The organism is Nocardia sputi (genome assembly GCF_023501985.1).
In genome coordinates this window covers 451,901-473,023 of the sequence record NZ_JAMFLC010000003.1, presented here as the reverse complement: position 1 = coordinate 473,023, position 21,123 = coordinate 451,901, and the positions used below count along the sequence as shown (strand labels likewise).

Here is a 21,123-nt window from a genome sequence, read left to right as displayed (position 1 = left end):
TCGCATGCACGCCAAGCCTCGCGTCGGGCTCGTCGTCGACACCGAAGACGCGCTACGCCGCGACGGCCAGCGACCCAACCGGCAACTACGAGTGATCGGGAACGCCGCTCTCACGCCCGATGTGGACGGAACCTGGACCGCACGGTGCTCCGGCCCGTTCCTGAAACGAATTTCAGGTGGCTTCAGGCTGTCTTAAGCCGCCCCCTGCGACTGTGACGGTCATCTTCGAGACCACGACTCCCGCAGGAGGTTGAACAATGAAAGCCACACTTCGCCGGGCCCTTCCCGGTCGGCGCGGCCTGCTCGCAGGCGCCGCTGTCGTCGCTGTCCTCATCGGTGGCCCCGTGGCGCTGTACGCCGCCACGAGCCCGCAGGGGCCCGATCGGCACGCTGTCGCCGCCTATCTGCCGGATGACTGGGCGCTCACCGCGGCTCCCACGATCGGCAGGCAGCAAGCCATCGACAAGGCGATCGAAGCCGTGCCCGGCAGCACCGTCGTCTCCGCCGAACTCGATGGCGAGGGGAGGACCACGGTGTGGGAGGTCGAACTGCGGACGTCCGACGGCATCGAGCACGAGGTGACGATCGATGCGAACAATGGCACCGTCCTCGGCACGGTGAAACAGGATTGACGACAGGGCGTTCGCAGCCGACGAATCACACCATTCACGACAAGGTCAGGGTTTCCGAAAACATGGTTTTGCGTAAGATCGCCACGATATCGACGCTCGCTGTCGCGATGGCCGGGGTCACGGCCGGAAATGCCGTCGCCGCACCTCACGATGCCGGTGGTGCCGTCGTCAACTACACCGCCACCACCTCCGAAGAGAACGTGGTCGTCCACATCGACTCGGGCTCGATGCGAGTCGAGAACGGGGTATTCGCGGTCGAAGCCGAAAACGGCACCGTACTCGCGGGCACGCCTTTGCAGTTCCGCGTCGACGATTTCGTTTTCCCGATCGCGGCCGAGATCACCGGCCGCACCGCCACACTCACACCGCAATTCGATCTCGAGCACGCACAGTACCGCCCGGTCGCCCTTCCGTTCGAAGATACGGCGCAATGGAGAACGCCGTACGAACGTGAAGTCGCGGCTTTCACCCGGTTGAAGGACACGATCGCGACGGGTGCGGCGATCGGCACCACCGTAGGCGGTCTCGGCGGCGGTCTCGTCGGCTGTGTGCTCGGCGGCATCGCCGGCGCCACCGTCGCCGCCGCGACGATCGTCGGTATGTTCGGTCCGTTCATCCCGGCCGCCGCCGTCGGTTGCCTGGGCGGCATCCTGGCCGTGGGCGCTCTGGGCACGCTCGCCGGTCAACTCTTCGTTACCGCGCCTGTCGCCGTCGCCGCCCTCGTGCAGTACTTCACCACTGTGAACCAGCCCTTCGTCCCGCCGGCCAAGTAGCGCTGCGGTTGGACTCACTCGCGAATCTCGTGCCGCGCCAGGTCTTACTGCTGGGTCCTGGCGCTTTCGGCATCGAGTGGTCACCTCCGTTTCCGGCCGGTCCGCGCGATCCGTAGGAGGTGACGAGTGCGGCGCGACGGCGACCTCGGCAGCCGAGCTGTTTCAGTCGTGCGGGACAGGGCAGCTATGTGATGTGAGCACAGCACACGAGGCGGCGCGCAGCGAATTGTCCGCGTCATCCGGCGATCGCACGCGAACCGATATCGGCTTCGACCGCACGGCCATACCGCTCGGCACGGTTTCCCGCCGCGAAACCCGGCCCCGATGATCGTGGTGACTGGATGCGATTGCGCCGCAGCCGACCGTATGACGGGGGAGTAGAACGCCTCCGGCGCGGGCGCGGGTTCGGTTACCGCACCGCGCAGGGCGAACCCGTGCATGACGACGCGACACTGGAGCGTATTCGCGCGCTGGCGATCCCGCCCGCGTGGCGAAAGGTGTGGATCTGTCCAGCAGTGGCGCAAAGACCGGGACGAGGAGAAGTTCGACCGGGTCTTGGCGCTGGCCGCCCGATTGCCGGAGATCCGAGCGCGGGTCCGGGATGATCTCGCCGTGCGAGGCTTGGCCCGGCGGCGGGTGGAGGCGGTCGCGATCGATCTCGTGGATCGGGGAGTATTCCGCGTCGGGGGAGAGGAATACGCCGAAGAGCACGGCACCCGGGGAGTCGCCACTCTGCTGCGTGAGCAGGTCCGTGTGTCCGGGGAGCGGATGTTCTTCGATTACGTGGCCAAGGGCGGTATCCGGCGACAAGTGAGTGTTCGTGATCAACTGCTCGCCAAGGCCGTCCGCGCTCTGCTGCGTGCCAGAACGAGTTCCGATCGGCTGCTGGTGTACCGGGACGGCGTCGATTACGGCGAACTACGCGCCGACGACATCAACGCGCGTTTCAGGGAGCTGGCCGCGTGCGAGTGCAGCGTCAAAGACCTGCGTACCTGGCAGGCCACCGTTCTCGCCGCCGCCGCGCTCGGTTCGATCGAGCGCCCCTCCGGTCACCGAGCGCGCAAGCGTGCGGTACGAGAGGTCATGGACGAGGTCGCCGCCGCGCTCGGCAACACCCTCGCGGTCGCCCGGGCGTCCTACGTCGACCCACGTGTCGTGACAGCCTTCGAGAACGGCACGACCGTCGCCGCGGCCCTCCGGCGCGCGAGCCGGGCCGATTCCGCCGATGTGGAGCGGGAGGTCATCGACAGAGCGGTGATTCGGATGCTCCGTCGGTCGCGCTGATTCCGTACTGCCGACGATCGAGCACACCGCGCCCGGCGCCCGGTGTCCCGGTGGCCGAACCGGAGAAGTTCGCTCTTCCTGCCGCATACAGTCGCCGGGAACACAATCTGCGCAGTCGGTTTCCTAATTTGTCCGCGAATTCATCCGACCGAACGAGCAACATCGCAGCCATCGACATCCGATACTGGTCGAGTAGGACGTCCAAGCTTCGCGGCAACCCTACAAGCTGATCCGGTAAAGCGACGCACCGAGTATCGACAGGATCCGGCTATGCCCAAGATCAAGAATTTGAATCCCGTGCCGATGGCGGACATCGGTGGCTCGGATCTCTTCATCCCCTTCCGAATGCCCAGTGGTGAGATCGGATATGTCCTCGGCGACACCTTTTCCGGCACCGAACCGAGGGTGGGCGGCCCGAATTGGCGTTCGCCCATGCTGTTGCGCAGCAATACCCACGACATATCCAGACCTATCGAATTCCAATCTGCCGCACGGAATGCCAGGCAGCTCTGGGATTACGTGCACAACAATCCGGAGTACTCCACCATCCTGCCCTGCGACGCGATAACGATCGGCGGCCGAATCTATCTGTGGGTGATGGTCACCCAAGGGCTGGCCAACGAGCGGTGGTGCGAGATCCGCTATTCCGACGACAACGGAGAGAGCTGGACCGACACCGCGGTCCGGTGGTCGACCAGCGTCTACGGCGGCAAACGCACCATGATCTCCTGGGAGCGCGGCGGCGACGGCTATGTCTACGTCATCTCCACCGGGGGGCTCGCCCGAAACAAGAACATGCTGTTGTGGCGAGTCGTCGAGAGCCATACCGCGCTCATCGACCCGGCGGCCTGGCAGGGTTGGGGCTGGAACGGGCAGAATTGGGGCTGGGGCCGGGATCCCGGCGGTGATCCGCGCTTCGGCATCCTGGCCGACGGCACGAGGCTCGGTGAGATCGGATTGCGCCGCATCCAAGGGAATTGGGTGATGTCCGGTTTCGACGCGGGAGCCTACGGGGCCTTCGTCAAGGTGGCCGCGCGGATCACCGACAACTGGCGCACGGCCCTGACCTATCGTCCGGTGAAGGGATCCTTCTGGGCGCCGGGCGGCCCGGATATCGTGCCGCGTCTCTACGGTTGTTACGCCCACCCCGACAGCAGATTCGACGGCGCGTTCGGCATGATCGTCAGCGAATGGGCGGAATCCGGTATGCCCTATCGCGGTATGCAATTCCGAATTTACGGAATACGGCCCGCCGCGGCGCTCGTCTAGCCGGGGAAGTCGTCACGTCCGCCGGTGCCGCAGGAAAGGCCGGCTCGTGGGATCACACCACCTGAACTCCGTCAGCCGGCAATTCGGCGGTTCGTTCCTCGCAACGGATTGGCCACCGGGAAGGTGATCGCGGGCAGCGTCACCGACATCCGCACGGTCGTGCCCGGTCCGGAGTGGTCGATATCGAGCTCCTCGGTCAGCGCGCGCATCATGTCGATGCCGCGGCCGCGATACCCGGGATCCGCGGCCTGTGGCTTCCAGTCGCCGGTGTCGGTGACCACGATGACGACGGTGTCGAGATCGCAGGTGGCCGACAGCCGCACCCGGCCGGTGTCGTCGTTGCGGTAGGCGTGCTCGATGCTGTTGCTGCACGCCTCGTTGGCCGCGGCCACGAGATCGGCGGCCAAGTCGTGCGGCACCGCCGCGGCGGCGAGCCATTCTTTCAGCGTGCGCCGCAGCACCGCGAGTTCGTCCGCTCGTGCGGGCACGTCCAGCCGCAGCGGCGCCGGCGGCTGGCGGTAGACGACCATGGCCACGTCGTCGTCGTAACCCACCGTCGGGCGCAGGCTCGAGAGCACCGCGTCGGCCACCTCGCGCGGCAGCCGTCCGTAGGTGTCGGCGAGAACCGCGGCGATCTTGGCGAACCCGTCATCGATGTCGACGCCGCGCTGTTCGACCAAACCGTCGGTGAACAGCACCAGCGTCGAACCGGGCGTGAGCGCCGTGGTGGCCTCCGGCCGACGCGGCGGGTCGAAGGTGGCCAGCGGCACCGAGCGCCCGCCCTCGAGCAGGCGACCCGTCCTGGCGACGTCGGCGAGAATCGGCGGCATGTGACCGGCGCTGCTGTAGCGCACCAGGCCGCGCACCGGGTCCAGCACGGCGGCGCAGACCGTGGTGCACATGGCGCCGGGGATGCGCGCGGCGACGGTGTCGAGTTCGGCGAGCAGCTGCGCCGGTCCCGCGCCGCGCAGTAGCAGCGCACGGGCGGCGGTCCGCAACTGACCCATGACGACCGCGGCGGACAGTCCGCGACCGACGCAGTCGCCCACGACCACGCCGATGGTGCCGTCGCGCAGCGGCACCACGTCGTACCAGTCGCCACCGATCTCCAGCGGCGGCAGAGCGGGCTCGTAGTGCACCGAGAAACGCGGCGGCAGGTCGATCGGGCCGAGCATCGCGCGCTGCAGGGTGAGCGAGGTGGCGCGGGCCTGGTCGAAGTTGCGCGCGCGCTGAACCGCGAGGCTGAGATGGCCGATCAGCAGTGAGAACAGCGTCCAATCCGCGGCGCTGATCGCGCGGGGCGCGGCGAAACGCAGCCACATCGCCGCGTCGCCGGTCTCCCCGAGCGGCGCGACGATCCCCTCGGAGCTTTCGGCCCCTTCCGGAATGGCCAGCAGGCTGCGTGGCGGTCTGCGTCTGGCCCGGTCCAGCAGTGCGCGTGACCGGTCGTCGAGGGAGTCGGCGCCGTTGTGGGACGCGCCGTCGGCGCCCGCTCCGGAGATGTACACCTCCGGCGCGGCGTTGCGGCTCGGCCACACCGCCACCACCGCGGTCTCCGCGCCCACGGTGCGGCGCAACTCGTCGAGCCCGACGGCGAGCACCTCGACCACACTGGTGGCCGCGCCCACCGCGGTGGCGAGGCGGGACGCGGCTTGATCGCGTGCCTGCGCGTCGTGTTCGGCGGTGACGTCGCGGATGGTGCCGACGAAGATCCGCTCGTTGCCCTCCGGCCTGATCAGCGCGCTGGTGCTCACCGCGAGCCACACGCTGCGCCCGTCGCGGTGCCGGATCGGGATGACGAAGCGCTGCGCCTCGGTACCGAGATCGGGATAGCGCGGACCCTCCGGGGCCGACCACGGATGCGGCAGCGGATAGGGGACACCGGCGGCGCCGTAGCCGGTCAATGCGCCGAAGGCGGTGTTGACCTCGATGATGGTGCCCTGCGCGTCGGCGACGAAAAAGCCGTCCTGCAGCGATTCCACCAGCGCGGTGCGGAAGGCGTCGCGTCCGGCCAGATCATCGGCGCGGGAACGTTGTTGCTCGTAGCGGCGGGTGCCATCCAGATAGCCGCGGGTGGCGATGTCCAGCGGGACGAGGGTCTGCAACAGGAATTCCAGTGCGGTTTCCGGCAGGCGGGCGCCGGATTCACCGGTCTGCGGCGCGATCTCGTGCTGTTGCCGCTCCTCCACGTCCTGAACCACCCGGAAGTGGTTCTCGGTGAGATCGAGCAGGCTGATGCCTTCGACCAGGGCGCGCCTGCCGAGTTCGTATCCCTCGGCGAGACCGGCCTGGGTGGGCGAGTCCATGTGCCGCCGTAGCGCGTCGGCGTAGGCGTCCAGGAAGTCGGCCAGCAAGGCGCTCATCCGGCCGTTCCTCCCGCACCGCGGTGCCGCGCCGCCAGCACCAGCGCGTCGTCGGTGTCTTTGGCATGCCGGGCGAGTATGTCCGCGGTGATGTCGGCGGTCGACTTGGAAAGGTCGATCCGCGCGGCGGATTCGGTGACAATGCCGTCGGTGGACATCAGCAGTAGGTCGCCGGGGCGGACGGAGACCGACTGCGGCTGGAGGTTCGACGGAAGGCGGTAGCCCACGATGCCCGCGGTGAGCAGTACCGTCGCGTGCACCTTCAGACCCGCGGGACCCGCGGTCAGCACCTGGGATTCGACATTTCCGACGCCGAGCCAGCGCACCCTGTCGCCCTCGTCGAACAGTGCGAGCGAGATCGCCGCTCCGCGCGTGTCGGCCATCGCGCGGTGGCACAGCACCATCAGCACGTCCAGCGGTTCGGCCCGATTCTCCGACAGCACTCGTGCGGCGCGGTCGGCCGCGTCCGCCGCGGCGGCGCCGTGCCCGAGCCCGTCCAGGACCGCGAACAGGACTGTGCCCCCGCCGGTGTCGAGGACGACGCCGCGGTCACCGGAGACCTGTTGACCCGGTAGTGCCCGACCGGCCACCGCCCACTCGATCCGGCCGATGAACCCGTCCTCATGCACCGTTCGGTACCCACTTCCACATCTCCACCAGCGTGCCGCGCCCCGGCGCCGAGTCGACGGTCAGCCGGTCCATCAACCGCCGGGCGCCGGGAAGGCCGAGCCCGAGACCGCGGCCGGTGGAGTAGCCGTCCTCCAGCGCGCGGGCGATGTCGTTGATGCCGGGCCCTTGATCCTCGGCCTGCACCACCAGCGCTTGGCGGCCCTCTCGATCGTCGACCAGCAATCGGATCTCGCCACTGCCCGCGTAACTGGTGATGTTGCGAGCGATCTCGGAGATCGCCGTGGAGATCATCGTTCGATCGGTGAGGGTGAATCCGAGCTTCGCTGCCAGTTCGCGTCCGGCTTGACGTGCGGTCACGATGTCCCCGGACACCCTGACCGCGATCACCACGTTCTCAGCGGCCACTGTCACGACCGTCTCGCTGGCGACGGGCTGGAGTCTTTCGGTTCAACCAGGCGAGACCCTCTTCCAGATCGAGGGCCGTGTGCATGTCCTCGAAAGTGAGACCGAGCTGGACCATGGCGAAAGCGACTTCTGGTTGCAGACCGACGATCACCGTTTCGGCGCCGCGCAGCTGCGTCATGTGCGCGATGGTACGCAACGATCTCGCGGCGAACGAATCCATCACGTCGATGGCGGTGACATCGACGATGATGCCGTGTGCCCGATATTTGCTGACCTGTTTCATCAGGTCGTCCTGCAGGCGCTCGGTATCGGCATCGGTCAATGCGGACTGAACCGACGCGATGAGATACGTACCCTGTTTCAGAATCGGAACCGGCATGCCCGCGCCTGATCAGCGGCCGTCGCGTTCGGTAACCCGTTCGGTGACGCGGGAAACCTCGTAGCCCAACAGCCGTTCCGCTTCCTCGATACCACCTTGCAGGTCGCCGACCGCGTTCATCTTCGACAGATCCAATCCGATGGTGACCAGGGTGAGCGCGATCTCCGAGGACAAGCCGGTGATAATCACGTTCGCGCCCATGAGCCCGGACGCGTCGACGGTCTGCACGAGGTGGTTGGCCACCGTGGAGTCGATCGCCGGCACACCGGTGATGTCGATGACGACGACCTTCGCGCGGTTGGCCCGGATGGCGCGCAGCAGCTGCTCGGTGAGCTGGCGGGCGCGCTGGCTGTCCAGCACACCGATGATCGGCAGGATCAGCAGCTGCTCACGCACCTGGAGCACCGGCGTGGACAGCTCGCGGATGGCTTCCTGCTGCTGGCGGATGACGCGTTCGCGCTCCTGGACGAAGGAGACGGTCACGGTGTTGGCGATGCGGTTGGCGGCCGGTTCGTAGGCGTCGAGCACCTTGTTGAGCAGTTCGAAGTCCGACTGATACTTCTCGAAGAGGCTGCGCGCGAGCACATCGCGCAACAGCAGCACGATGCCGATGACCTCGTCGGTTTCGACGCCTCTCGGGATGATGCGTTCGGACAGGTCGCGCGCGTAGGCCTGCAGCGCTTCGACGCTACCGGTCTCGAGCACGTCGACGTATCCGTCGTAGATCGAGGTCGCCTCGGAGAAGATCTCTTCCGGGGTCATGGCGGTCAATAGCTGGGCGTCGGCGATGCGGCGGGCCCACTCTTCACGCAGCGCGGTGCGGTTCTGGCGCAGGTGCTCGACGAGTTGCGGCAGCAACTGGTCGATCGGTCCCGCGGCCAGGGAATCCGCCGAAAGGCTTATGGACACCTCGGACATGAAAACTCCTGCCCCTTTCGACGGTTTGTCGGGATTTTCGTGCGGTCGGCGCTAGCCGATTCCGAGCCTAGTCATACCCCACCCGCGTCACCGACGAAACCTGCCGGTTGTTCGCCTGATGTTCGGGTGCGGCCGACTCACGGCACCGTAGCGAACCCGCGTTCCAGCGCTGCCAGCGCCTCGTCCAAATACACGGTGAGGTCCGCGTCCGCGCGCGACAGCCAGGCGTCGAACGCGGCGCGCGCCGCGGCCAGGGTGGTGCGGCCGACGGCGAGGGGGATGAGCTCGTCCTCCGGCCGGCCGAGCCGGCCCGCCGCGAAGGCGCTGACCGCGCGCTCCCAGGCGTCGTAGTGCGCGCCCGCGGTGGCGGCCAGCGCGGGGACGGTGGCGACCAGCTGCATGCGGGTGCGCAGTTCCGGCACGTCCTCGGCGCGATATTGATTGGCGTTCACCACGACCCGGCGCACGGCGGCCATCATCGGAACATCGTCCGGGACCGATGCGAACGCGGCGCGCAGTGCGGCGACCTCGTCGTCGAACTGCCACCAGAGCACCTCCGCTTTGGTGGGAAAGTAACGGAAGAAGGTGCGGCCGCTGATGCCCGCGGCGGCGGCGATCTGCTCGACAGTGGTCTCGTCGAAGCCCTGCTCGGTGAACAACCGCATGGCGATCAGTTCGAGTTCGCGTTTGGTGGTGCCTCGTGGGCGGCCGCGCGTTTTCTCCAGCATCGTCTGATTGTGCGCGGCCGCCACGGACGCTTGATTATGTCAGTGACTGACGATAATCTCGCGGCATGTTGGCGGATCTCACCTGGCCCGAGGCGGGCGCGCGCGCGACGGTGGGTGCGATCCTGGCCGTGCCGGTCGGGGCGACCGAGCAGCACGGCCCGCATCTGCCGCTGTCCACCGACACCGACCTGGCCGCGGCGTTGTGTGCCCGGCTGGCCGCCGCACGGTCGGATGTGCTGGTCGGACCGGCCATCGCCTACGGCGCCAGCGGTGAGCACGCGGGCTTTCCCGGCACGTTGTCGATCGGGCAGGCGGCCCTGGAACTGCTGGTGGTCGAGCTGTGCCGCTCGGCTACCGACACCTTCGACCGGATCCTGCTGGTCAACTGGCACGGCGGCAACATCGAACCGCTGCGCCGGGCGAAGGATCTGTTGCGCGCCGAGTCCCGTGACGTGCGTCTCCACCTGCCGCGCTTCGACGGCGACCCGCACGCGGGGCGGTCGGAGACGGCGCTGCAACTGGCTCTCGCGCCCGAGCGTGTGCGTGGCGACCGCGCCGTGGCGGGGGACACCCGGCCACTGGCCGAACTGCTGCCGCTGCTGCGCGCGGGCGGGGTGCGCGCGGTCAGCCCCAACGGTGTACTCGGTGACCCTGCGGGCGCGACCGCCGCCGAGGGCGCGGCCCTGCTCGATCACCTGAGCGCCGACCTGCTCGACCGAACCCGGCTCTGGTGGCCGGAGCGGAACTCCCCGGAAAGGACCGGAATATGAATCCGTGGTTCGAGACCGTCGCCGAAGCGCAGCGGCGGGCGAAGAAGCGGCTGCCGAAATCGGTGTACGGCGCGTTGATCGCCGGCTCCGAGCGCGGCCAGACCATCGAGGACAACCAGAAGGCGTTCACCGAACTGGGCTTCGCGCCGCACGTGGCCGGGCCGATCGGCGCGCGCGACCAGTCGACGACCGTACTGGGACAGCAGCTTTCGATGCCGGTGTTGATCTCGCCGACGGGTGTGCAGGCGGTGCACCCGGACGGTGAGGTCGCCGTCGCCCGCGCGGCCGCCGCGCGGGGTATCGCGATGGGCCTGAGTTCGTTCGCGAGCAAACCGATCGAAGAGGTGATCGCGGCCAACCCGGCGACGTTCTTCCAGCTGTACTGGTGCGGCGGCAAGGACGAGATCCTGCAGCGGATGGGCCGGGCGAAGCAGGCGGGCGCGGTCGGATTGATCCTGACGCTGGACTGGTCGTTCTCGCACGGGCGGGACTGGGGCAGCCCGGTCATTCCGGAGAAGCTGGATCTGCGCACGATGCTGAAGTTCGCCCCGCAAACCCTGGCCCGTCCACGGTGGCTGGCCACCTATGCGCGATCGGGCAGCATCCCGGATCTGACCGCGCCGAACATGGCCATCGGCGGCGCCGCGGCGCCGGGCTTCTTCGGCGCTTACGGCGAATGGATGGGCACGCCCGCGCCGGATTGGGCGGATGTGCGCTGGATCTGCGAGCAGTGGGACGGGCCGGTGCTGCTGAAGGGCGTCATGCGAGTCGACGACGCGCTGCGCGCGGTCGACGCGGGTGTGGCGGCGATCTCGGTGTCCAACCACGGCGGCAACAATCTCGACGGCACCCCGGCCGCGATCCGGGCGCTGCCGGTACTGGCGGACGCGGTGGGCTCGCAGGTCGAGGTGCTGCTCGACGGTGGCATCCGGCGGGGCAGCGACGTGGTGAAGGCCGTGGCGCTGGGCGCGCGGGCGGTGCTGATCGGGCGCGCCTACTTGTGGGGGCTGGCCGCGAACGGGCAGGCCGGTGTGGAGAACGTGCTGGACATCTTGCGCGGCGGCATCGATTCGGCGCTGCTGGGTCTGCGCAAGACGCGCGTCACCGATCTGGATCGCTCCGACGTGGTGGTGCCTCCCGGGTTCGAGCGAGCCCTCGGTGTGACCGGAACCGTCACCGGGACAAGCGTTTCGGCGGATCACGCGGCGAGGGCGGCCACGGCCTGAGCTGTCAGTTCTCGGCCGCCGCTCTCCGGTGGTGGGTGAGCAGGGTGTCGTAGATGTCGGCCAACGCGGCCAGCTGCTGGCGGTCGAGGATGTCGATCATGTGCCTGCGCACGCTCTGCACGTGCGCGGGCGCGGCGCCGGTCAGCACCTCGGCGCCGCGCGGGGTGAGTTTCGCGGCGGTGCGGCGGGCGTCCTCGGGGATCGGCTCCCGGACGACCAACTCGCGTTTCTCCATCCGGGTGATCTGATGGGAGAGCCTGCTCTGCGACCATTCGAGCTTGGCCGCGAGCGCGGCGAAGGTGAGCCGGTGGTCCGGCTCCTCGGCCAGATAGGCCAGGACCGAGTATTCGACGTAGGTGAGGTCGGACTCCCTGGTGGAATCCCGCCCGACCGCCGCGGCGATGAGATCGCGGGTGCGCACGAAACCCAACCAGGCGCGCATCTCGACGTCATCCAGCCACTGGGGATCGGTCACGATAACGCTCCAAACTCTGACGTGTCCCAAGATCGTCCCGCGCCGCGAAGCGCGGCGCGCGAACAGTCTGCGCGCGGCCGGACTCGGATGCCCGGGCGCGTTCTGACCAGACGAGAGGTAGCATCACCGGGGTTGAACGTGCAACCTTTATTGGCCAACTGTCCGAGATAGGGTTGCCTAACGGGAGGGGCGTGCGCGGTGGTGGCTACGCTCGCTGTGCTCGTGACCAGCCCGGCCGTTCGTGGCGTCCGGGCCCACCCGAAGGAGTGCGACTGGTGACCGCGCCGGACTTTCGTTATTCAGACCTGCTGCCGATCGGCGCGGACGACACCCCTTACCGGTTGCTGACCACCGAGGGCGTCAGCACTTTCGAGCACAATGGGCGTACGTTCTTGCAGGTCGAGCCGGAAGCGCTGCGGCTGCTCACCGAAACGGCGATGCACGACATCAGCCACTTCCTGCGTCCGGCGCATCTCGGTCAGTTGCGCAAGATCATCGACGACCCGGAGTCGAGTGGCAACGATCGCTTCGTCGCGCTCGATCTGCTGAAGAACGTCAACATCTCCGCGGGCGGCATCCTGCCGATGTGCCAGGACACCGGTACCGCGATCGTCATGGGCAAGAAGTCCGAGGGCGTGCTCACCGGTGCCGACGACGCGGAGTGGATCAGCCGCGGCGTGTTCGACGCCTACACCAAGCTGAACCTGCGTTACTCGCAGCTGGCCCCGATCACCATGTGGGACGAGAAGAACACCGGTTCCAACCTGCCCGCGCAGGTCGAGCTGTACTCCACCGCGGGTGACCCGGCCGACCCGGCCTACAAGTTCCTGTTCATGGCCAAGGGCGGCGGGTCGGCGAACAAGTCGTTCCTGTACCAGGAGACCAAGGCGATCCTGAACCCCACGCGGATGCTGGAGTTCCTGGACGAGAAGATCCGCTCGCTGGGCACCGCGGCCTGCCCGCCGTATCACCTGGCGGTCGTCATCGGTGGCACCAGCGCCGAGTTCGCGTTGAAGACCGCGAAATACGCCTCCGCGCACTACCTGGACAGCCTGCCCACCGCGGGGTCGTTGTCCGCGCACGCTTTCCGCGACCTGGAACTGGAGGAGGAGGTCTTCAAGCTGACCCAGTCCTTCGGTATCGGCGCGCAGTTCGGCGGCAAGTACTTCTGCCACGACGTGCGGGTCGTGCGCCTGCCCCGGCACGGCGCCAGCTGCCCGGTCGCCATCGCGGTGTCCTGCTCGGCGGACCGGCAGGCGCTGGCCAAGATCACCGCCGAAGGCGTGTTCCTGGAACAGCTCGAGCGCGAGCCCGCGCAATACCTGCCCGAGCAGACCGACGCCATCCTCGGTGGCGACGTGGTGCGCATCGACCTGAACCGTCAGATGGACGAGATCCGCGCCGAATTGTCCAAATATCCGGTGAAGACCCGGCTTTCGCTGACCGGTCCGCTGGTCGTCGCACGCGACATCGCGCACGCCAAGATCAAGGAGCGTCTCGACGCGGGCGAGCCGATGCCGGACTACCTGCGCGAGATGGCCGTCTACTACGCCGGCCCGGCCAAGACGCCGGAAGGCTACGCCTCCGGTTCCTTCGGCCCGACCACGGCGGGCCGGATGGACTCCTACGTCGACCAGTTCCAAGCCGCGGGCGGCTCGTACGTCATGCTGGCCAAGGGCAATCGGTCCGCGCAGGTGACCAAGGCGTGCAAGGAGCACGGCGGCTTCTACCTCGGCTCCATCGGCGGACCGGCCGCCCGGCTGGCGCTGGACTGCATCAAGTCGGTCGAGGTGCTGGAGTACCCCGAGCTGGGCATGGAAGCGGTGTGGAAGATCGAGGTCGAAGATTTTCCCGCGTTCATCGTCGTCGACGACAAGGGCAACGACTTCTTCGCCGAAACGCAGAAGCCGATCGCGCTGCGCGTGCGCACCCGCTCCAAAGAGCGCGTCTGAGCCGTCCTCGGACCTGCGTGCGGCAGGTGCGGACACGACGATGTCACCCCGATCACCGGGGCTGCGGTGCCGTCGCAGCGGGCAGGCTTAGCGAAGTACCTCGTTTCTTCCGGCACCGATGCAGGTCGAGGAGAGCTATGAGCATGTCCGGACCACTGCCGACGGCGTTGTGTATCACCGAATCGGCCGCCGCCCGGTTGGCCGACCGCGCTGCCCGGGAGGGAACCAGCTGTACCGCACTGCTCGATCGGCTGATCCACGAGGGCGTCGATCAGCTCGAGCATCCCGGCATCGTCTTCCGCGGTCCGCTGGACGACCGCCGCGCCGCGTTGACGGCCGGTCCGGAAGTCTGGGAAGTCGTTGCGCGCCTGCGTGAACTGGACGGTCCGGTGGAACGCCGGATCGCCGCGCTGAGCGCGAACTCGGACCTGCGCACGAGCAAGATCAGGGTGGCACTCGCCTATGCCCGAGCGCACGGCGACGAGATACTGGAGCGGATCGCGCGCAATAGGCAAGCGGCGAAATCGGTTCGCCGGGTCGGAGTGCGAGTGGCCGCGACCCTGGCTCGGTCCGGCGCGCCGGAGTATCCGCCCCGCGCGTGATCGGGCCGAATTGTCCGTTGCGGCAACTCTTCACATAGCTGGGGAACAAATGTGAAATTCCCGACATCTGTGGATGATCCACATGACTTGCGGGCGGCTACCGGGTCGATCCGGTAGCCGCCCGCAATGCGTTCGCGGCTGGTTGCTCTCGGTCGATGCTGCGAGCCGCAGCGGTATACACGCGGGATCGTGTTTCGCGAGAAGCGAATCGCGATGTGCGGCGGGGTATGACATACCGGCCGAAACGGACGTCGCTCCTACTCCCGTCGATGTCGAATGGCCGCAAATCGCCCGAAAGGCGCGTGGCTTCGGGCAATTCGGGTGCCGGAGCCTCGTGCGGTCGATGTGATCCACAACACTTGAATAGATTGTGGACACCGGGGTTTCCATGTCGGCGAAATATTTGCTGCCCTAGGGCGATTGGGCACATATCGGGCATATCAGATCTGCATTATCCCAAGTTGTGGAGTTCTCTGTGGAATTCGCTGAATGTTGTCCACACGGTGTGGGTGACTCTGTGGAGCGCGCAGCCGCACCGCTGAGGACCGGGCGGGGTACCTGTCGGCGCCGACGATGAGCTGGGCGGCGACGGCCGCATATTCGACCCGTCGCGGGGGAGTGCGGGCAGTCGGACGACTCCCGTCGAGGCGGCGGTTGGTGCACAGGCGCCGGGCGGACTGCGCAAAGGTGCGGGATCACCGCAGGCCCTGATCGGGGCATATCCGGCATAGGAGACCGCAGGCGATAGCATCGGCGCATGGTGCTTGGGAATGGTGAGCGGAGTCGGATGCTGGCGGGACTATCCATGGTGGCCCTCCCTGCGCTGGTCGCGAGCGGTGTACTGGCGGGTCCGGCGCGGGCCGATACCGCCGTATTCGTCGATCAGCGGGAGTCGGTGGGCTCGGCGACCGGTACCGAGGGGCTCGAGCCCGCGCTGGCCTTGGCGTACACCCTCGCCGAACGTGAGGCGCACGCGCAGGGGGTGCCGCTGTCCATCACGTCGGGGTACCGGACGCCTGCCGAGCAGCAGGCGCTGTGGGAGGACGGTGTGGCGACCTATGGGCCGGACGGTGCTCGTCGCTGGGTGCTGCCGCCGGAAGAGTCCACTCACGTCTCCGGCGAGGCGATCGATGTCGGTCCGCAGCAGGGCGCCCGCTGGCTCGAGGCGAACGGCTACCGGTGGGGGCTGTGCCGGACGTTCGAAAACGAGTGGTGGCATTTCGAATTGGCCACCGTGCCGGGCACGGACTGCCCGCCGATGGTGCCGGACGCGAGCGCGCGCTGACCTCACCGGCGGGTGCGGCGCCCGCTACACCATCGGGTCGGGGATGGCGGTGATCAGCCCGCCGTCGACGAGCAGGTCCTGCCCGTTGACATAGGACGCCTCGCCGGATGCGAGGAACGCGACGGCGTCGGCCACATCCTCGGCGGTGCCCACGCGCCCGGCCGCCACCGTGGCGCTGATCGCGGCCTGGGCTTCGGCGGAGACGTTCGCGCGGAACGACGGCGTCGCGATGTAGCCGGGGCTGACGGAGTTGACCCGGATGCCTCGTGGCGCCAATTCGGCGGCGAGGCTGCGGGCCAAGTTGTGCACGGCCGCCTTGGTCGCCGAGTACAGGGAGGCGCCGGGGACGCCGCGGTGCAGAGCCCAGGAGGCGTTGACGACGATCGCCCCGCGGTCCGCCACGAGCGGCAAGGTCTTCTGGACGGTGAAGAAGACGCCCTTGAAGTTGGTGTCCACCACCCGGTCGAACTCGGCTTCGGTGATGGCTTCGGTCGGCTGGAACGCGGCGATGCCCGCGTTCGCGAAGACGACATCCAGCCGTCGGTGTCGCTGCGCCACGGCTGCGACGAGGGTGTCGAGGTCTGCGAGGTCGGCCACGTCGCCGGGTAGCGCGAGGACGCGGCCCGCGTCGCCGAGTTTCGCGGCCGCGGCGTCGAGGCGGCGCTTGTCGCGTCCGGTGATGACGACGTGCGCGCCCTCCGCGAGCAGGCGTCGTGCGGTGGCGAAACCCATGCCGCTCGACCCGCCGGTGATCAGTGCGACCTTGCCGTCGAAGCGGTCGATGCCAGTACCCACGAGAACCTCCCAGAACCCTCTAATTGTACGGATACTTACGTACAGTTCGACTGTATGTCAACTGTCGCGCTAACCTGGTCCGCGTGATCGCGGCACATCCCGAGCGAGCGCAGATTCAGTTGACGAACGTGCTCACCGCCCTGGGCAACCCGCTGCGGCTGCGTGTGGTGCGGATACTGGCCGACGGCGGCGAGCACACCTGCGGCTCGGTCTTGCCGGACGTGGCCAAGTCGAACCTCACCCATCATTGGCGGGTGCTCCGCGACGCCGGAGTCATCTGGCAGCGACCCTCCGGGCGCGAATTGCTGCTGTCGTTACGTCGTGACGACCTCGACGCCCGCTTCCCCGGACTCCTGGATTCCCTGCTCGAAGCCGCCCGCCGCGACACGGGGGACTGATCCGGCGCACGACCCGGTGCCCGGCTGTGGGGCGGTACCGGACGGCTAGGTCACCGAGGTGAGTTCGAGCCCGCCCTCGATCGTGTCGGGCACCCGGCGCCGATCCGGGGATCCGAGCGCGGTCGTCAGATCAGCGCCGTCGTGTTCGGCGAGCAGGTCGCCGCTGTCCCACACCAGCAGGGTGGCGCTGACGGTGTTCTCGGCCGCGGCGTGCGCCAAGTCGTAGTGCGCGCACGCCGGGACATGCGGATAGGTGATCCACAGGTCGTAGCCGGTCATGAACAGATCCAGATCGAATTGCACACTCAGTCCGAGCAGTTCGCTGCGGCCGTTGTCGTCGACGCCCGCGAACGCCTCGTCCAGCGCCAGCAGACGGGGGGCCTGCGGGTCGGCCGAATCGAGCATCACGTGCGCCGCGGCGAACAGCGGCAGGTGCAGCGACACCGACTGCTCACCGCCCGACAGCGCGCTGTGCCTGGCCACGGTGAGCTTGTCCTCGCTGCCGTCGGCGGAGACCAAGGTGAACGAGAACACCCGCCAGGCGCGGTAATCCAGGGTCGCGGCGAGAATCTCGGGATAGGACCGTTCCGGATGCGCGGCCCGCGCCGCACGGATCTCCGACGCGAAGTGCGCCCGGATGGCCGACAGGTCCTCCGGCGTGAGCGCCGAGGTATCCCGGTCGAGCAGCTTGCACGTCGCCCGCGCCGCGTCGGACAGGCTGTCGGCGAGCACCCAGTGCACGCCGATGGTGTTGCCCGAGGACATCCGCCGCTGCTTCATCTCCGCGCCCATCCTGGCGATGAGATCGCGGGCGTCGCTCGTGCGTTCGTGGATCTGCTGGGCCAGGCCGGTCAGCAGAGCATCTTCCAGAATGCGCCGTTCGGCATCGGTGAGTAGCAGTTCCTGGTCACGGCGCGCGCCGTCGATGCGGGTGGCGAAGTCGGCAAGCGCGGAGACGCCGTGCTCGTCGTGCACTTGCACGACGGTGAGGCCGTCGGCGGCGTCCCATTGCAGCCGGTAGTCACGGCCGCAACCGGCGAGCGCGGCGTCGAATTCCTGCAGCGCCGCGGTCACCGCCGTGCGCGTGGACTTGCGCGTCGCCTCGCTCGCGCGCACCGACGCCGTGGCGGCGGCGAGGCTGTCGAACAGCACGGCGACTTCGTCGGGCAGAACGCGCGGCAGCGCCTGCGGTCCCGCCGCGGCGATCCGGTACAGCAGTTGCTCAGGTGTAGACCACGCGGCCTCGCTGCTGGGCCAGCGCTCGTCGGCCTGGGCGCCGAGCAGCCTGAGCAGATCCGGTTGGGCGTACGGCGCAAGGGCTTTGACCTCCGCGAGCACCTCGGTGAGCGCGGTGGCGAGGGACTCGTGCGCGGTGCGGTAGGCGGCTTCGGCGTCGCCGACCGCCTCGATGGCCTCGTTGGCGGCCTTGCGCGCGGCTTTCTGCTCGGCTTTGGTCGCCTCGATCCGGTGTCGGGCCTGCTCCAATTCGCGATCGATGTCGGCCGCGCCCGCGCCGAGCGCCTCACGCAAGGTCTCGAGCTTGCGCACCTGTTCCTGATAGCCCGATCGCGCGGCCTCGGCCTCTTCCGCGAACGCCTCGGCCAAGTCGGCGGCCTCGGTCAATCGGTCCTCGGCTTCGCGTTCGCGCTCGCGTTCCCGCTCGTGATCGCCTCGCAGCCGCAGCAGTCCCGTGCCGATGTTCTCGAAGTGCCGCACGGCGGCGGCGAGGGCGTCGATCTCGGCAGCGGTGCGCGGTGTGGCGTGGGCGGTGGCGGCGGCCCGCAACTTCTTCTCCGCGGCCGACACCTGCGCGACCGCCTGGTCGAGATCCCGCTCGGCGTGGGCGGCGGCTTCCGCACGCGACCGCATCACGCCCGCGGCCTCCGACACCGCCCGCAAGGCGGTGGTCACCGCGGTCGGACGCGGAAGGGCCTTGACGGCTGCGGAGATTCGCGCGAGGTCGGCGGTGGCTTCGGCCTCCTGTTGCTCGGCGGCGCGCAGGTCCTCCTCGGCGGCGGCCGCGGCGGCGGTCAGCTCGGCCGAGCGGATCTCGCGGCGCTTGGCTCGCGCGGTGGTGCCGATGAACTCGGCGTCCGGCTTGCGGTGCCTGCCGATCTGCACGCCTTGCCGGAACGCGCCGTCCGCTCCGATCGCCACCGTGCCGCCCGGCTCGCCCGCGCCCTCGTGCAGCGCGATGGAGGCCAGCACGTCGGCCACGACCTGCCGGGGCACGATCGAGCAGTCCGAATCGTCCTCCACGACGAGCACGTCGGCGAGTGTGCGACCGCTCGGGCGGTCCGGCGGGGGCAACGGCGCCAGGAACTGATCGGATTCGTAGTCCGGCGGCAGCTCGCCGCCCGGGCACACCCAGCCGTCGAGCAGATTCGCCGCCTGCAGCGCGGCCTCGATGCCTGCCGCGGTCTCGGGCGGCACGCCGTCGGCGAAACGGACCAGTCGCCACAGTGCGGCGCCGGGCCGATCGCCGGTCCGGCCGCGGCGCCCGGCGAATGCCGGTGGCGCGTCGTCGCGCTGGGCTGTGACCCGATCACGTTCGGCGACCAGCTCACCGATGCGCGCCGTCGCCGTGGCCGCGTGGGCGCGCGCCTCTTGGCGGCGGGACCGGATCTGTTCGAGCAAGGGTTCCGCGCGCTCGGTCAGCACCTCCGCGACGGTGGGCGCGTCCGAACCGGCCTCGGCCAGAGCCGAGTTCAGCGCCTCGAACAGACCGGCGCGCACCGGGGCGTAGGCCTCGCGGTGTTCGTCCCACCAGGCCCGCAACGCGGCCGCCGCCTCGGAGCGGGACAAGCTGACCGCCGCCTCGGCATGCGCGACCTCCGCCGCGGCCGCGTCGCGCAGTTCCCTGGCGCGCTCGGCGAGCCGCTCGGCCCTGGTGCGTTCGGCGGCGGCGGTGTCCACCGCTCCCACCGCCTTGCGCACGGCGCGCACGTCGGCGTCACGCTCCTCGGCGTGCCCGCGCACCGTGGCGGTGAGCTGCTCGGTTCGCGTCGACTCCGGCAGCGGCGTCCACGCGATCCCCGCCTGTTCGGCCGCGTCGCGCAGCTCTTGCTCGCCGCGGGCCAGCGCGGCGGCGGCGGTACGCACCGCGGTGCGGGCGCGCTCGGCCTCCTGGGTCCGCTGGTCCAGAGTCTGGCGCGCCTTGAGCGCTTTGTCGGCGTGCACGCCCGCCGAGGTCTCCAGTCGCCGCACCGCGTCGGCCAGATCCTCGAGTTGCTGTTTGCCCTCATAGGCGCTGGAACGCTGAAGATTCTCCCGATCGGCCAAGGCCTGTTCGTAGGCGCGGTCGGCATCCTCCGCCCTGGTCTCCGCGGCGGCGCGCTCGCCGTCCCTGCGCTCGCGCAGAGCCGTGGCGGCGAACAGCGCGGTGCTCGCGTGGGTCACCGCGTCGAGCCGCGCACGCACCTGGTCGACGTCCGTCTTCGCCTGCACCGCGAGATATCTGCGGTACACCTCGACGAACGCCCTCGTCGCGGTGTCGGCGTGCACCAAACCCTCCAGGGTGCGGCCGACTTCCTCCATATCGCTGAACGACCGGGCGGCGTCGAGGATCAGTTGCTCGTCGAGCGGGCGCAGACCGTCGGTGAGCGCCTGGGACAGGCCGCGCGGGTCCAGGTTCTTGGCCAGCTGCGGTCTGCGGAGCGTGAGAATCAGGTTGATCAACTGGTCGTAGCGTTGTGCGCCGAGACCGAACATCCGCGCGTCGATGGCGTTGCGGTAGTCCACCGGCCGGTCGACGATCGAATCGGTGCCGATCTGCTCGGCGAGCTGTTTGCGGGTGAACGGACGATCGTCCCGGCCGATGAGGGAGAAGTCCACCCCGACCCGGCCGTCGGCGACGAAGTACCAGCGGGTCACCTTGTCCGAGGAACGGGTGGCGCGCATGCCGATGCCGACGGTGACCGCCTCGGGATCCTCCCAGCGACCCCGTGCGAACTCCATCCACACATAGGAGTAGGCCGAGTCCTGCTTGCGGTAGAGCAGGTTCGACTTCATCGTGCGTTCCTCGCCGGCGAACGGGTTGAGCCTGCGCGGCTCGATTCGTCCGTCCAGGACGAAAGGGAACAGCACCTCCAGCGCTTTGGTCTTGCCCGACCCGTTCGGCCCGCGCAGCACCAATCTGCCGTCGGCGAAGCAGAACTCCTGGTCACGGTAGTCCCACAGGTTGACGATCCCGGCGCGGGTCGGGGTGAACCGCACTCCGCCGTGAATGAGCGACATACG

18 protein-coding genes and 1 pseudogene are annotated in these 21,123 nt (G+C 68.7%); 10 read left to right on the top strand and 9 right to left on the bottom strand.

Features of this window, described 5'->3' with window-relative positions; all coding sequences use genetic code 11:
• Nucleotides 1-257: 257 nt before the first annotated feature.
• The 4 genes and pseudogenes from M8859_RS06955 to M8859_RS06940 all read left to right on the top strand — a co-directional run bounded on the left by M8859_RS06955 (nucleotide 258) and on the right by M8859_RS06940 (nucleotide 3,958).
• Nucleotides 258-632 (top strand): PepSY domain-containing protein, encoded by a 375-nt coding sequence (locus M8859_RS06955; protein WP_195071385.1) that lies wholly within the window; start codon nucleotides 258-260, stop codon nucleotides 630-632.
• 62 nt (nucleotides 633-694) lie between these two features.
• A complete protein-coding gene (locus M8859_RS06950) occupies nucleotides 695-1,405 on the top strand; it encodes a DUF8020 domain-containing protein (protein WP_159930619.1) in 711 nt (236 codons plus the stop codon).
• 341 nt (nucleotides 1,406-1,746) lie between these two features.
• Nucleotides 1,747-2,689: pseudogene (locus M8859_RS06945) on the top strand (DNA topoisomerase IB).
• A gap of 270 nt (nucleotides 2,690-2,959) precedes the next feature.
• Nucleotides 2,960-3,958, top strand: coding sequence for a DUF4185 domain-containing protein (locus M8859_RS06940; protein ID WP_195071386.1), 999 nt, complete (start codon nucleotides 2,960-2,962; stop codon nucleotides 3,956-3,958).
• A 71-nt stretch (nucleotides 3,959-4,029) separates the two neighbouring features.
• On the opposite strand, the gene M8859_RS06935 is transcribed toward M8859_RS06940, so the two are convergent.
• From M8859_RS06935 to mftR, 6 genes are all read right to left on the bottom strand, one after another.
• Nucleotides 4,030-6,321, bottom strand: a complete 2,292-nt coding sequence (locus M8859_RS06935; protein WP_249644002.1) for a SpoIIE family protein phosphatase — start codon at nucleotides 6,319-6,321, stop codon at nucleotides 4,030-4,032.
• Nucleotides 6,318-6,950, bottom strand: a complete 633-nt coding sequence (locus M8859_RS06930) for a SpoIIE family protein phosphatase (RefSeq protein WP_159930622.1) — start codon at nucleotides 6,948-6,950, stop codon at nucleotides 6,318-6,320. Before M8859_RS06930 ends, M8859_RS06935 begins: the two co-directional genes overlap by 4 nt.
• Nucleotides 6,943-7,356: an ATP-binding protein gene (locus M8859_RS06925; protein ID WP_051046624.1), complete on the bottom strand. Its 414-nt coding sequence runs from the start codon at nucleotides 7,354-7,356 to the stop codon at nucleotides 6,943-6,945. The genes M8859_RS06930 and M8859_RS06925 overlap by 8 nt, the downstream gene beginning before the upstream one ends.
• The gene (locus tag M8859_RS06920) at nucleotides 7,346-7,735 is read right to left on the bottom strand and encodes an STAS domain-containing protein (RefSeq protein ID WP_159930623.1); all 390 of its coding nucleotides are present in this window, start codon (nucleotides 7,733-7,735) and stop codon (nucleotides 7,346-7,348) included. The genes M8859_RS06925 and M8859_RS06920 overlap by 11 nt, the downstream gene beginning before the upstream one ends.
• A gap of 12 nt (nucleotides 7,736-7,747) precedes the next feature.
• Entirely contained in the window at nucleotides 7,748-8,653 is a 906-nt protein-coding gene (locus tag M8859_RS06915) for an STAS domain-containing protein (protein WP_159930624.1), read from the bottom strand.
• Nucleotides 8,654-8,790: 137 nt separating this feature from the next.
• Nucleotides 8,791-9,381 (bottom strand): mycofactocin system transcriptional regulator MftR, encoded by a 591-nt coding sequence (gene mftR, locus M8859_RS06910; RefSeq protein ID WP_159930625.1) that lies wholly within the window; start codon nucleotides 9,379-9,381, stop codon nucleotides 8,791-8,793.
• Nucleotides 9,382-9,446: 65 nt separating this feature from the next.
• On the opposite strand from mftR, the gene mftE reads away from it, so the two are divergent.
• Together mftE and mftD are read left to right on the top strand one after the other, a co-directional pair.
• Nucleotides 9,447-10,151, top strand: coding sequence for a mycofactocin biosynthesis peptidyl-dipeptidase MftE (mftE, locus tag M8859_RS06905; RefSeq protein WP_249644001.1), 705 nt, complete (start codon nucleotides 9,447-9,449; stop codon nucleotides 10,149-10,151).
• Nucleotides 10,148-11,377 carry a pre-mycofactocin synthase MftD gene (mftD, locus tag M8859_RS06900; protein WP_249644000.1) on the top strand — a complete coding sequence of 410 codons (1,230 nt, stop codon included), beginning with the start codon at nucleotides 10,148-10,150 and terminating at the stop codon, nucleotides 11,375-11,377. Before mftE ends, mftD begins: the two co-directional genes overlap by 4 nt.
• Nucleotides 11,378-11,381: 4 nt before the next feature.
• Here the strand turns inward: mftD and M8859_RS06895 are convergent, their stop codons facing one another.
• Entirely contained in the window at nucleotides 11,382-11,852 is a 471-nt protein-coding gene (locus tag M8859_RS06895) for a MarR family winged helix-turn-helix transcriptional regulator (RefSeq protein ID WP_159930628.1), read from the bottom strand.
• A gap of 275 nt (nucleotides 11,853-12,127) precedes the next feature.
• Here M8859_RS06895 and M8859_RS06890 point away from each other — a divergent pair, with 275 nt between their 5' ends.
• The 3 genes from M8859_RS06890 (at nucleotide 12,128) to M8859_RS06880 (ending at nucleotide 15,691) form a co-directional block, all read left to right on the top strand.
• Nucleotides 12,128-13,804: a fumarate hydratase gene (locus M8859_RS06890; protein ID WP_249643999.1), complete on the top strand. Its 1,677-nt coding sequence runs from the start codon at nucleotides 12,128-12,130 to the stop codon at nucleotides 13,802-13,804.
• Nucleotides 13,805-13,947: 143 nt separating this feature from the next.
• Nucleotides 13,948-14,406: a hypothetical protein gene (locus tag M8859_RS06885; RefSeq protein WP_201295419.1), complete on the top strand. Its 459-nt coding sequence runs from the start codon at nucleotides 13,948-13,950 to the stop codon at nucleotides 14,404-14,406.
• Nucleotides 14,407-15,163: 757 nt separating this feature from the next.
• On the top strand, nucleotides 15,164-15,691 hold the full coding sequence (locus tag M8859_RS06880) for a M15 family metallopeptidase (RefSeq protein WP_223513861.1): 528 nt from the start codon (nucleotides 15,164-15,166) through the stop codon (nucleotides 15,689-15,691).
• A gap of 24 nt (nucleotides 15,692-15,715) precedes the next feature.
• Here M8859_RS06880 and M8859_RS06875 read toward each other — a convergent pair whose 3' ends face one another.
• The gene (locus tag M8859_RS06875; RefSeq protein WP_249643998.1) at nucleotides 15,716-16,486 is read right to left on the bottom strand and encodes an SDR family NAD(P)-dependent oxidoreductase; all 771 of its coding nucleotides are present in this window, start codon (nucleotides 16,484-16,486) and stop codon (nucleotides 15,716-15,718) included.
• 83 nt (nucleotides 16,487-16,569) lie between these two features.
• Here M8859_RS06875 and M8859_RS06870 point away from each other — a divergent pair, with 83 nt between their 5' ends.
• Nucleotides 16,570-16,884: an ArsR/SmtB family transcription factor gene (locus M8859_RS06870; protein WP_159930630.1), complete on the top strand. Its 315-nt coding sequence runs from the start codon at nucleotides 16,570-16,572 to the stop codon at nucleotides 16,882-16,884.
• Nucleotides 16,885-16,929: 45 nt separating this feature from the next.
• Here M8859_RS06870 and M8859_RS06865 read toward each other — a convergent pair whose 3' ends face one another.
• On the bottom strand, nucleotides 16,930-21,120 hold the full coding sequence (locus M8859_RS06865) for a TIGR02680 family protein (RefSeq protein WP_249643997.1): 4,191 nt from the start codon (nucleotides 21,118-21,120) through the stop codon (nucleotides 16,930-16,932).
• Nucleotides 21,121-21,123: the final 3 nt, after the last annotated feature.